The following is a 12551-nucleotide window of genomic DNA, read 5'->3' as shown; positions in this document are numbered from 1 at the left end:
TATGATCCCTGTAATCGCGTTAGTTGGGCGTCCTAATGTTGGAAAATCCACACTATTTAATCGGTTAACACATACCCAGGATGCATTGGTCGCAGACTATCCTGGCCTCACTCGTGATAGACAATATGGCGATGCTGTATTCAACAATAAACCGTTTATCGTTGTGGATACCGGTGGAATTGGCGTTGAGGATCTAGATGTCGATGCACTAATGTCGAAGCAATCTGATATAGCTCTAACTGAATCGGACATCATTTTCTTTCTGGTCGATGGTCGCGACGGACTCACTCCTGTTGATGTTGATATTGCTTCTCGATTAAGAAAAATTAATAAATCTGTTCATTTGATTGTCAATAAAACCGATGGTATTAATGAAGATGTGGCTCGCGCAGAGTTTCAAACGCTCGGATTTTCTGAAGTGCATGCCATTTCAGCAGCACATAATCGTGGGATAGGGAGCTTATTATCTATCGTTACACAAGAGTTTTCTGAAATTGACTCAGAAACCATCGAAGATAGTGATGCTATTAAAATCGCGTTTATTGGTCGGCCTAATGTCGGTAAATCCACTTTAATCAATCGTATACTTGGCGAAGAGCGCGTTGTAGTTTATGACATGCCGGGCACAACTCGCGATAGCGTTGCCATTCCGTTTGAGCGAGATGAGCAAAACTATATTTTAATTGATACCGCAGGGGTTAGGCGACGCGGCCGTATTGATGAAAAAATTGAAAAGTTTTCAATCATTAAGACCTTGCAAGCGATTAAAGAATCTCAAGTATGCCTCTTGCTCGTGGATGCGAAAGAAGGCCTAACCGATCAAGATTTGCATTTATTAGGATTTATCATTGAGGCAGGAAAAGCGCTGGTTATCGCGATTAATAAATGGGATGGACTCGATGAAGATCATAAAGACCATGTCAAAGCAGAGATTAATCGCCGGTTACAATTCGCGCAATTTGCCAAGATTCGTTTTATTTCTGCGTTGCATGGAACTGGGGTAGGGAATCTCTTTAAAGATATTGGCCAAGCCTATTCTTCAGCCATGCAATCTTTTTCTACGCCCAAATTAACTAGACTTCTTCAAGACTTTGTAGCACAACATCCACCTCCGCTCGTTAAAGGACGACGCATTAAGTTACGATATGCTCATGCAGGTGGTCATAATCCTCCTATCATTGTGATCCATGGCAATCAACTCGACTCTTTGCCCAATAGTTACAAGCGATACTTAATCAATTCGTTTACTGAACAACTTAATTTGGTTGGAACACCTCTTAAAATTGAATTTAAAGGTGGGGAAAATCCATACAAACATAAACGAAATAAATTATCTGAACGACAGATTAAACATAAAAAACGTTTGATTAAACATATTAAAAAATTAAAAAAGAAATAGGGTATTAAGTGTTTAGCGTAACTGCTCTCTCCTGGGCGACAAGGTGGACGTGCAGTAACAGTTTAGCGGTATTATTTTGAAGTATCTGGTCATAAACTAAGGATGAGATTATGAACGATAAGGTTCACGTAGTTTCGCAAAAAACCGAATACGATGGCTACTTGCAGTTACGCCAATACACCTTTGAACTTTCTAATCCTAACCCGAATCAATCGTCACCAATCTGTCAATCACGAGAAGTGGTTGTGACCTCTGACTCGGTGCACGTTCTTCTTTACGCACCTAAGATTGATAGCTTTGTGTTTTGCGAAGAATTTCGCCCAGGCGTCTTTGCGAATGCTGCTGATGAAAACCCTTTTCTATTTCAATGCGTAGCCGGAACTATTGAGGAGGGTGAAACCCCTGAAGAAACGGCTCGTAAGGAAGTTTACGAAGAAACGGGAATGAGCGCTGACCGGTTGCTTTCCATTACGCAAGTTTACAAAAGTCCCGGAATGCTCTCTGAAAAGTCACACTTATTCTACTCTGAAGTAGAGGAAATTCCTCAGCCTGGAATTTATGGTGTCGATGATGAAGTGATAAAAACTCATATAATTTCTAAGAAGAAAGCATTTGAGTTGATAGAGAATGCGACCATAAGAGATGGAGCGACGTTGTTAGCCTTATATTGGTTTCAACTTCACCGAGGTCTAAGATGAACATGGGTTGAATCATTCACTCCTTCTATATGCACCCAACCTTCCGAATCTACAAATTTCCATTCATCCGATGAAGCGTTTGATTCCGTTTCCTCGCCATGCAATCGATGTGAGGAATAAAAAGCCATAGGACTATTCGTTGTCGGTGATCTTTCCTCACGATCCACTAAAATATAATCTTCTTCAGGGATTAGTCTGAACGAGCTCTGCATTTGTAATTCTTCTAACTGGTTTTTTAACCTTGTGGCAAACCTCATAAACTCAGGATCGGTAAAGAGTTGTAGAGCTACGGTGGTTATCAATCTAGGTGTACCCGTCATGGTTTCATTTAAGCGGCTCGTTACATTGGGAGTATAGCTTAACCATCTTATTGTACGGCTTTGATTTAATGACTCAATGGTGTTTAATAAACTTAGCATTGATTGTTGGAGCGCAGGCCAATTAGATTTTATGATAGGATCATTAAGAAAGGAGGGTAGATCGTGCAATAATTTTGGCAAAAATATCCTTGCATTAGAATTCGATGTTATCCATAGGTGAATGTTTCTGATTTCTCTCCAGGGAGCACGTTTGATTGTTTGTATTAAACCTCCTGGTTGTTGATTGGGTAAAAGAGAAGGGATTTTTGTTTTCAATCCAACGAGCAAAGCATCGAATACGAAGCCGATCGTTGACTGAAATAAGTGGATGGGATCTCGTATGGTTCGAGTTAAAGCCTTGGGAGGATTAGGCAGAGTTAAATGGGCCGCTACATTCATATGGAAGATGAATATAAGTTGCTCGACACTACTGGCATAGTAAGAGGCTGGAATTTTAGTTAGAACTTCGAGCAAAAAATTAACTGTTCTTGAACTTATGGCATGTCCAATACCTAGAGAGAACGCTAATTCTGAATGCTGGCGCAAATAAAGCACCTGATGCCGATTGCACATTTCCGGTAAAGCAACCGATACCAAGTAGCGGCCATTATGATAAGTCAACAGGAATGAAGCCAATGTGTTTCCAGCAACTGGAAGGTATCGGAGTGAAGAGATGGCGAGCTCGGTTGAGTAATAAGTGACGATATCACGCAATGATCCTTGGACAAAACGTAATGTTGAGCAATGTGCTTCTGTACAAACGGTCATGACTGGAGATGAGCGATTTTTATTAAATAACAGGGGCGCTTCTAAAGTAACAATTGCGGTACGAACAAACAGTTGGGTTTGTTTACGTACCTTAAAGATCCAGGTGGCAGTCTCAAGAAGATGCAAAGATGATTTTAGAATAAATATAGTGGTTGCAGAAGATTGCTCATCTTCATCTGCTATATACGTATTGCATTGAGCATGAATTAAGTCAGTACCATAGGTGACTAAAACCAGCGGAATTACGTCTTCATAAGCAATTCTAAATAAGTGGTTAGCAACAGTTCTTGTGGACGCGTGATCGATAAAAGATTTCGTAAAAGCAGGGAGGGCTTTGCCTTGTTCAAAGAGATAGTGCATGGTTTGATAGGAGTAAGCAGATATAGCGGTGAGTGAGTCTTTGCGCCAAATCCTTTTTCCCCAACGTATAACATTCGATAACCACCCCATCCCTTTCTCCGGCAACACCTCAACTAGAGTCTATAGTTATATGAAAGAAAGGGTCAAGTGTTTTATCGACAGAGAGGGAGCCTTTCAAAAGGGTATGGCTGACCGTGTTTTAAGCCATCCCGTAATGCTGTATCGAATTGCTTTTGTTGGAAGAACCTCATGGGGTAGATCACTGCTAAAACATATCATACGGTTGCCTACAGGTTGAATAGTGGCTAGTAATTCATCTTGGAGGTTGTAAATTAATAATTCACCACCATGCTCAGGCTGCCAGTCGGAGTTTAGGTAATAGACACATGAGATTTTCCGATCTTGGGTATTGAGAAATTGATCGATATGCTTTCTATAAAATGAGCCAGGAGCATAAGCGGCAAAGTGCGCTTCGAAATCCACGAGACTTAAAAAAAATGTTTGGTTTAGTAGATTGCGGATAATCTCGATCGCCGCTATGTAGGCTTTCAGTCCTCTATACTCAGAACATGAATCAAGCCAGCAGATTTGGTCATTACGAATAGCGCGCTTATGCTGAGTTTTTTCATTATTTCCGATTCTAGCCTGGCGAAAGTGGCCCGCTTGATATTTCGTGGCGATAGCAGTAAGAATATCCTGATAATCTGATTTACCTAAGAAATTATCAATAATATGAAAACCATACTGGTGAATACCGTCTTCAAGAGAATGTGGGGATTGAGTGTTCAATTTTTATCAAAGCGAGTGAAGGTGCGCTATTCTATAGAACTTATTGTAAAAGACCAATTGTTTTTTCCAGGGTAGGGTAAGCCCCTAGTTTTTGACCACAAAAGATCTTTATTTACCTTCTTTTTGCGCTTTATGCATAGTATCGCACGATGGGTTCTCTATCCAATTGATTAGACGCTATTTGTATCGCTTTGTCCTTTGGTGGGTAAATTCCTCAGGCATTTGGACTTATGACGAACTCTTAATACTGTATCACGAGATATGTTGGGATAAAACGTCTTGCAACGTTTTCGTTAGATGTGCTTAAACAGTATTCTGTTAAGAAATCGTACATCACTAGCGCGAGATCAGATTGTCACTGCCCGTGATGGATTATCCAGTCGGTCGCATGCGTTGCTTAAGGCCAAGTAGTTCTGCTGTATTTGGGTTATATAGCCTCTCAATAATTTACTTTCCACCCGCGTCGCCGCAACGTGCTGGTGCTGCATGCGCGCCCCAGTCCCGCTGTAAACTCCAAAATCGAAACCAAGACCAGCTAAATCAGTAAGTGGGAAATAAACGCCAGCATCACATTGCAAATTTAATGAACGCCGCAAGGGATTTTTATCTATGACAATAGAATATAGTCCCTGGCAGAGGGCCTGTGCATGGCATGCCGGTAGAAAGCGCTGAATATAACCGATAACTTGATTGCAGAATAAATTACGTTGGTTCCATGACCAAGGGGTAAATTGCTCATCGTAGATCTTAAGCGTCGTAATTAGGTGCAATGGATTAAACAATGTTTCTTTCATTGCTAACGCTGCAAAGTCTGTTCTAAAGTCCTTTAAAGCCTCGCAAATCGATGTGTCATTATTCTCTTTTCTAAGAGCTGCCATAATATCAGCATCTGAACTGTTAGAAATGACTTGAACCAGGGTATTAAAATTATAGGATTTCTGCTTAGGCAAGTCCTCTGGAAATAGTTCTTTAAACTGTCTTGCCTTTTCTTCCTGTCCATTTGGCAGCTTATTAAAATAAGGCTCTATCTTTCTCCAAAGAGTGACATCATGAGAGAGCAAGGCTGCTTGAAAGGGTGTGTAATCTTTGTAGGAACGACCAGAGTAGTCGATGGCTGTAGCTTGAGAAGGAATAAACAATAAACGAAGATTGGCATTAATCATTTTAAGCGCTTCGGCCTCTTCTCCTTTAATAACATGGAGCAAAAGCGTTTTAACCGCTCTTTGTGCTAATGGTTCATGACAAAGAGAAAACATCGTTCGAGATGTCCTAGAAAGTCGAGCCAAGTCTTTGTCTGAAAGATGTTTCGATATATGCCTATCAATCAGTTCAACAGGCAATCGCTCTAATAACGAAGTTCCACTTGCACCCGCGTTCACTTTTTCTCCACCTTTTTTCGGCATATCAATCTACCCTAACTGTTTAAAAAATTAATGAGTTTATCATTAGTTAAAAATTGTATAATAATTATGCTATTAAAGGCTTAAGGAAAGATTAAGAAGTTGGATGGGAGGTCAATTATATTCTCGCCACATTCATACCCTTGTGCTGTGATCCTATGGCATCGCCACCTCTGGGTTCTCCAGAAGCAAACAGGCGATAAGGATTGCCTGATAATGCAGATGATGGAACCTCTCTAACTTCTAAATTTATCTGGTATTTGAGAACTTGGTGTACTACGGGCGTGTTCTGCTACTGATACTTTTTCAGCGTATCCATAAGGGTCCCATGATTAATGGGTTTGTTAAGAACCTATTGTGTATAAACTAGAAACAGCAAGAACCAAACCGATTATTATACGAGACATACACTAAAACCAAGCAAGGCAAACAGGATGTAACTTGCTATATCGGTATCATTTTGATAGCATTGATGAATATTTGTACATAACAACCATCTTATTAACGATAACGTTCAACGTCTGAAATTTGCATAGTTTGCATCTTCTGTGATTGGATTTGCACCAAACGGGTGGTCAATCCTAATGGCTGCAAACCAATGCAGGAGTATTATGAATTTTTTTAGTATTTTAAAAGAAATCACTGTAATTATCCGTGTCTGTAAACGCTCTCCCGCCGAGGCTCGGGCCAAGTTTCAGCGCTTGCTTGAAGACGTTAAGAATGAGCATGAGGGCAAGGGCGTTCCTTATTTGCAACAAACATTGATAGGCCACGGATTAGAAGCACGGGAAAAGCCGGGTACCGAGCATTTGCTGACTACTTACCAAGAGCCAGGGGCTTATAAGCCATTTTTTGATGAAGTGCTTTATCAAAGAATCCTGCCTTTATGCCAATTAGCGCATCTTTATGAGCAAAACGGAAATCCTAAAGAGCACGCGTTTAAACTGGCCACCTTATTTAAGGATGAGAAAAAAATTCATGCCTACTTGTTGAATTTTAAAGAGGGTAATTCGTTTAATTATTTGGTGCACGATGCTTGTTTATTTGAATTACCGCCTCCAGAGGCATGCCAGTTTGAGCGCTGGAAAACCATGGCGAATCGCACGAAAAACAACAAGCCTGATTGGATGTTAAACCCCCGTTTTCGCGAGCTATTACCGCACGCATCTGCTATAGAGCGGATTGAGCGTTCCGGCTTGGAGAAAACAAAACAAAGCAAGAACCTTCCTAGCAAACAAGCCATTGCCGCTAAGACAAAAGAAATTATAACCATTCATCAGGAATATAAGCGCGTTGCAGGCAAGCCTCAGCAGAGGACTGAGGAGCAAAAAGCGGAGAAAAGGGCGCGTCTTAGCAAGTTAGGTTCACAACGATCTCGCTTGCGGTTGGAGTTAGCCGAGCTTTGCGCCGGCATGACTTTAGAAGAAGCCGATATGGCGATTTTGCAAGCGTTTTATGAAAAATATCAATTAGGGAGTAATGCAGCGCATCAACTATTGGTTAAGTATGGCATTAGTGAAAAAGAAATTGCGAGATTTAATACATTGACACGCCAGAATGATGACATGGCCATCCCAAATCTTGTTATTGATGGAGCGACAATCGGGTACCCTGGTATGTATTTAAAAAAACTCGATACCTTGGATGATCGAGGAGCCGCTCTGGCCGCATGCCTTGGCAAAATAACCAATTGTTGCCAATACCTGGGGAATGCAGGCGCTTCATGCGCTATTCATGGGATCACCTCACCTGACGGTGGTTTTTATGTGCTGTTCAAAGGCGATGCTTACAACTCAAGCCTTAATGATCCAATTCTCGCCCAAGCCTGGGCCTGGCGAAGCATCGGCGGCGCACTGTGTTTTGACTCCATAGAGGCAAGTCGGACTACTAATATGGTTGAAGAAATAGCGGAAATGTATCGCTATTTAGCACATGAATTGTGCAACAATCCGGATTTCAAGCATTTTAAAGTCAATCGCATCAACACAGGTAGCCATAGTGGCATTACACGCAACATTGCCTCTAAGGAGTTTCCAGCCACAATAGAGCAACCAGTTGATTACAAAGGCTATAGGGATTCCATGTCACAATTATTATTGGCAGACGCTACTATCCCTTACCTATTTTATGGTCAAACCACCTCAGCGGCTTTCCAGGAAAGGATAAAGCAAGAAACGCAACATTATTTTAAAGTTCTGTTTGAGACAGATGCTCCTCTGATGGACAATGAGCCATTAAAAAAAATCGTGTATTGTCTTTTACACAACAACCAGTCTGAAGTGTTGTTAGCTCAGTTAAAAGAAGTATCCGGAGTACGTCAAACAGAGTTAGAGCAGCTGGTCGAGGTCAATCATCGTTATATTGAAGCGCTAAATCAGAACAGAATAGATTTTACTGCCCTTCAGCAGGGTGCTTATTCAAATGCAATCAATAATAATGGCGAAAACGCCTTACATCTTGCCGCCACAAACCCTGAGTCACTTAAAGCCATTCTTGGAGTATTGCCAGATGCAGAGCGCTTTATAGCCGTGAAGTTTGGTAATAAAAATGGCCACACCGTAATGCACAAGGCCGCCACAAGCCCTGAATCGCTTAAAGTTATTTTTGAATTATTAACAAAATCAGAGCGCCATCAAGCTTTGAAAATTGCTGGTCAAGATGGTGATTCCATATTGCATAAAGTCGTCAGTAACTCCGAGTCGCTTAAAGTCATACTTGGAGTATTACCAGAAGCAAAGCGCCTTGAAGCCCTGAAGATATCTGATAAATTTGGAAAAATGGTATTGCAGAATGCTTACCTAATCCCTGAGTCGCTTAAAGTCATTTTTGAATTATTAACAGAAGCAGAGCGCCTTCAAGCCGTAAAGATGACTGATCAAGATGGCGACTCCATATTACATAAAGTCGCCAGTAACCCTGAGTCGCTTAAAATCATTCTTGGAGTTTTACCAGAAGCAAAGCGTCTTGAAGCTGTGAAAATGACTAATGGTCATGGACACAGTGTACTTTATGATGCTTCCTGTAATCCTGAGTCCCTTCAAATTATTCTCGGAGTATACCCAGAAGCAGAGCGCCTTGAAGCCGTGAAAATGAATAATAAATATGGACAAAACTTATTATTACACCAAGCCGCCAGCAACCCTGAGTCACTTCAAATCATTCTTGGAATGTACCCAGAAGCAGAGCGTCTTGAAATCGTGAAAATGACCGATCAATGTGGACAAACCCTATTGCAGAATATCAACACTCATTCTGAATCACTTAAATTCATTCTTGGACTATACCCAGAAACAGAGCGCATTGAAACTGTGAAAATGACTGATCAATATGGACGCTCTATATTACACAAAGTTGCAAGAACTTATGAATCGCTTAAAGTAATTCTTGAAGTATATCCAGAAGCAGAGCGCCTTAAAGCCGTAAAGATGAGTGATCAATATGGGCAAACCTTATTGCATAAAGTCGCCACAAACCCTGCCTCGCTTGGAATTATTCTTGGAGTACACCCAGAAGCAGAGCGCCTTGAAGCCGTGAAACTGACTGACAAGTATGGAAACACCGTATTGCAGTATGCCGCGGAAAACCCCGAGTCGCTTCAAATCATTCTTGAACTATATCCGGAATCAGAGCGTCTTGATACCGTGAAAATGAATGATCAATATGGAACTACCGTATTACAGAATGCCGCAGGAAACCCAGAATCAGTTAAACGGCTTTTTGAATTATTACCAAGAGCAGATCGCCTCGAAGCTGTGAAGACGTTTAATAACTATGGCCGAAGCATACTAACTGATGCCATCTACTACCCCGAGCTACTTAAAGTCATTTTTGATGACATTAAAATAAGTGAGCAAGTCATAGTAGAACTAATGAAGGGAGAGGAGTACAAAGGGTTCATAATTAATAGAATAATAGAGAACAAGCTTGTTAAGCTTCAAAGCGAATTAAATGTTGAAGAGCGTAATGAATTAGAATTTTCTTTAATTGAATTCTACAAGGTGAAGATTAACGATGATTTTACTAAATTTTCATCACAAGAAATATCAATTCTCAATCTGGGGAGCGGAAGCGATGGGATCGTTAGCACAATTTTTAATGCATTAAAGCGACCGAGCTTATCCCTAAATGCTTATCAGAGTTTAGACAAAATAATAACCCAGGTGAAGAAAATTCAAGAGTCTGGCGAAGACGCAGACACTAAATTTGATTTCATTTCTGAACTTGAAATAGTTTTTAATGAAGTCACTGAGAAAAAACCTGAAGCTGGCTTAGCGAGAAACAATCATTGTTTTTTCAAGAATGACACAAAAAACTTTGAAAACCTATCTCAAGTGGCTCATCCATCGCTCCCTCTTTAGTATAAATAAAACCCTGTTTTTCGTCATTTTCGGCTGCTGAAAAGTTTAGTTCCGATTCCTTTTTTATCAAGTTTAAATCTAAATGCCGGATAACGTTCATATTTTCTTCAATGACGCCCGCATCGCATGAGTAATCTTGGCAGCATCAGCTTCAAAGTGAGCTGAAAAAATATTGAGTTGAGGATCTGGACCTACGTTTTTACCCAAACCGTTGACGAAAATTTAGAATAAGCTGTATCGCTTCAGCACCGTGAGGAAAATGTTGATTTTTCTTCGTTCTTTTCTGCGGCCGCGCTAAGTTCATTAAATTTTTCAGTAATATATACAACTATTTTTGCTAGGTGTTTTAGTTGCCGCATATGATTTTTTACTTGTGCTTTTCCAATGGGTTGGTTTCTTTTGAAGAATTGAGGATTAAAGAGTTCTTGTTCTTCCATATCTTCAAGGACTCTACCGCTAGCATGTTTTGCTATAACAACGGCAATTTTTTCTTCATTATTCGTTTTGGCTAAATTTTTGAATTCAACTTTAATACTAGCACTAAGCTCGTTCAAACTTAATATGAGTGCTTTATTCGCACTATTATTTTCTAGAATAAGATCTAATTGTTGTTTAAATTTAAAAAAATTCATTGAAAGCATTGATTATTCCGCTTGTTATCTCAGATAAATGTAAAAATATTGTACACTGATAACCAGCTAAAAACAATCCATTGTGTGTTTGTTTTGGCTCGGGCGTTTTATTAAAGCTTCATTTTGGACGGTTAGACTTAAACCACCATCAACAACTGCTGAATTTGACGAAATGAGCCATGATTAAGTTGATATTCAAGATAGGCATCTTTATCGACAAGAAGACGGAAGCATGAAAGAGATTACTTTAACATCATTAGAGATAAATTTGGCGAAGAATTTATTTAAAATAATTTTGATCGCCCATCAATGAGTCAACGACTCAAACTCGATTGATGTTATGGTCTCATTGTATCTGGGCTAGGCATATGGAAATCTTTGTAATCGATTTCTGAGCGAGTTAGTTTATCGTCTTTTTGGAAAGGTTTTCCATTACCATGGTGCAACTGGCCATCTCCATTGGAGTAAGCTAAGACCTTCTTGGTTTGTTCATCGAATATAATAAACGAACGACTTTTACTTGCTTGCTGTTGAAAGAAATCAACCGCGTTTTCTGGCGTTGGGAAATCAAGCTTCAGTAAACCGCCTTTAGCTTCAGGTCTTTCCTTTGCAAATTCACCAACAAACGACATGTAATCATCGATAATCGCTTGAAATTCTTCAGGAGTCTCTGTGCTATCGTCACCAGAACGCAATGTATATTGGTGAGACTCATGTTGGGATGACCGCTTCTTCAACATTAGTTCTCTGAGTTCCTGTTCTTCTAGTTGTGAGCGTCTTTCTTTTTCTCGTAACTCATCGAGGCGTTGTTTCATTTCGTTAACCATAGAATTTTTCTCTAGCACGTTTAGGTCTATGAAGTTTAATTATACCATACTAAGCTAAAAAATAGCGTGGATTTCATGTTTGCCGCTTAAGACTTTCTATTATAAACTCAGCATCATAAGGCGCGGCAGAGGATTTTGTGTTATCAAAATAACAATACACCGATTTCCCTTTCAGCAAAACAATTAGCCTTATAAGTTGAGTGAACCTATAGTTGAGATCAAATGCTTTGGCGTTTTGATAAGAAAATCAGGATTATAGGCTTTTAATATCGCTTCCGAATTGTAACCCCAGCAGACAGCGCAACTTTTTATATTCACTTGATTGGCCGCTTCAATATCTCGAGTTTCATCACCTATATACAAAGCATCAGCCAAATCTATTTGATATTTTGCCAGTATTTTTTTTAACCCTTTCGCTTTCCCAAAAATAGTAAATAAGCTAGAAATAGATGAAAAATAATGATGAATGTTATGGGTTTTCAAAAATGCATTAATATTCTTTCTTGAATTTGATGAAACAATATGCAATTGATGGCCTTGTCCATTTAGAATTTCAAGGGTTTCTTTCATATCTAATACTAATGACAATGTGGTAATGTTGCGACGAATCTCAGCGCGCATTTCCAAAATCATAAAGGGGAGTCTTAGAATGGAGATCCCTAAACTCTGAATTACCTGATCTGATGGAAGATTTCTTAATTCTTCGATACTGAGTTGATGTTTAGTATTTGCACAGATCTTACTCAATACAAGGTTTCCTGAATCCGCTAATGTCCCATCAAAATCAAAAAGAATATGCATTGAAGAATTCCTTTTTTTCGCTTCTTAAAATTTAGAAACGATTCTGGTTGTTGTCAAATATAGTTGATTAAAATTTAAAAAGTCTTATATATTTGTTATAATTAGCGCTTTTTAGCTATGACATATTCATTAGATTTTAGGGAAAAAGTACTATCCCATG

9 protein-coding genes are annotated in these 12551 nt (G+C 39.6%); 3 read left to right on the top strand and 6 right to left on the bottom strand.

Features of this window, described 5'->3' with window-relative positions; all coding sequences use genetic code 11:
• The first annotated feature begins 1 nt into the window (after position 1).
• Entirely contained in the window at positions 2-1399 is a 1398-nt protein-coding gene (gene der / locus E1O47_RS06380) for a ribosome biogenesis GTPase Der (RefSeq protein WP_133130431.1), read from the top strand.
• Positions 1400-1509: 110 nt separating this feature from the next.
• Complete coding sequence (locus tag E1O47_RS06375; protein ID WP_133130430.1) at positions 1510-2097, top strand: NUDIX domain-containing protein; 588 nt, start codon at positions 1510-1512, stop codon at positions 2095-2097.
• Here the strand turns inward: E1O47_RS06375 and E1O47_RS06370 are convergent.
• The 3 genes from E1O47_RS06370 to E1O47_RS06355 all read right to left on the bottom strand — a co-directional run bounded on the left by E1O47_RS06370 (position 2079) and on the right by E1O47_RS06355 (position 5776).
• Positions 2079-3674, bottom strand: a complete 1596-nt coding sequence (locus E1O47_RS06370) for a hypothetical protein (RefSeq protein WP_133130429.1) — start codon at positions 3672-3674, stop codon at positions 2079-2081. The genes E1O47_RS06375 and E1O47_RS06370 overlap by 19 nt on opposite strands.
• A gap of 84 nt (positions 3675-3758) precedes the next feature.
• The gene (locus E1O47_RS06365; protein WP_242602035.1) at positions 3759-4373 is read right to left on the bottom strand and encodes a 2OG-Fe(II) oxygenase; all 615 of its coding nucleotides are present in this window, start codon (positions 4371-4373) and stop codon (positions 3759-3761) included.
• 347 nt (positions 4374-4720) lie between these two features.
• Positions 4721-5776: an F-box protein gene (locus tag E1O47_RS06355; RefSeq protein ID WP_133130427.1), complete on the bottom strand. Its 1056-nt coding sequence runs from the start codon at positions 5774-5776 to the stop codon at positions 4721-4723.
• 608 nt (positions 5777-6384) lie between these two features.
• Between E1O47_RS06355 and E1O47_RS06350 the strand changes: the two genes are divergently transcribed.
• Positions 6385-10131 (top strand): ankyrin repeat domain-containing protein, encoded by a 3747-nt coding sequence (locus E1O47_RS06350; protein ID WP_133130426.1) that lies wholly within the window; start codon positions 6385-6387, stop codon positions 10129-10131.
• Between the two features lie 242 nt (positions 10132-10373).
• Here the strand turns inward: E1O47_RS06350 and E1O47_RS06345 are convergent, their stop codons facing one another.
• The 3 genes from E1O47_RS06345 to E1O47_RS06335 form a co-directional block, all read right to left on the bottom strand.
• The gene (locus E1O47_RS06345) at positions 10374-10772 is read right to left on the bottom strand and encodes a hypothetical protein (protein WP_133130425.1); all 399 of its coding nucleotides are present in this window, start codon (positions 10770-10772) and stop codon (positions 10374-10376) included.
• Between the two features lie 329 nt (positions 10773-11101).
• Complete coding sequence (locus E1O47_RS06340) at positions 11102-11578, bottom strand: hypothetical protein (protein WP_133130424.1); 477 nt, start codon at positions 11576-11578, stop codon at positions 11102-11104.
• Between the two features lie 201 nt (positions 11579-11779).
• Positions 11780-12391: an HAD-IA family hydrolase gene (locus E1O47_RS06335; RefSeq protein WP_133130423.1), complete on the bottom strand. Its 612-nt coding sequence runs from the start codon at positions 12389-12391 to the stop codon at positions 11780-11782.
• Positions 12392-12551 lie beyond the last annotated feature (160 nt).

This window comes from Legionella yabuuchiae (genome assembly GCF_900640115.1).
In the GTDB taxonomy this organism is placed as follows: domain Bacteria; phylum Pseudomonadota; class Gammaproteobacteria; order Legionellales; family Legionellaceae; genus Legionella_A; species Legionella_A yabuuchiae.
This window is presented reverse-complemented; position numbering and strand designations above follow the sequence as displayed.

What these genes read in the sequence shown, in the direction of transcription:
- der (WP_133130431.1), top strand. Translation starts at nt 2, where the DNA reads ATGATCCCTGTAATCGCGTTAGTTGGGCGTCCTAATGTTGGAAAATCC.
- E1O47_RS06375 (WP_133130430.1), top strand. Translation starts at nt 1,510, where the DNA reads ATGAACGATAAGGTTCACGTAGTTTCGCAAAAAACCGAATACGATGGC.
- E1O47_RS06370 (WP_133130429.1), bottom strand. Translation starts at nt 3,674, where the DNA reads ATGGGGTGGTTATCGAATGTTATACGTTGGGGAAAAAGGATTTGGCGC.
- E1O47_RS06355 (WP_133130427.1), bottom strand. Translation starts at nt 5,776, where the DNA reads ATGCCGAAAAAAGGTGGAGAAAAAGTGAACGCGGGTGCAAGTGGAACT.
- E1O47_RS06350 (WP_133130426.1), top strand. Translation starts at nt 6,385, where the DNA reads ATGAATTTTTTTAGTATTTTAAAAGAAATCACTGTAATTATCCGTGTC.
- E1O47_RS06345 (WP_133130425.1), bottom strand. Translation starts at nt 10,772, where the DNA reads ATGCTTTCAATGAATTTTTTTAAATTTAAACAACAATTAGATCTTATT.
- E1O47_RS06340 (WP_133130424.1), bottom strand. Translation starts at nt 11,578, where the DNA reads ATGAAACAACGCCTCGATGAGTTACGAGAAAAAGAAAGACGCTCACAA.
- E1O47_RS06335 (WP_133130423.1), bottom strand. Translation starts at nt 12,391, where the DNA reads ATGCATATTCTTTTTGATTTTGATGGGACATTAGCGGATTCAGGAAAC.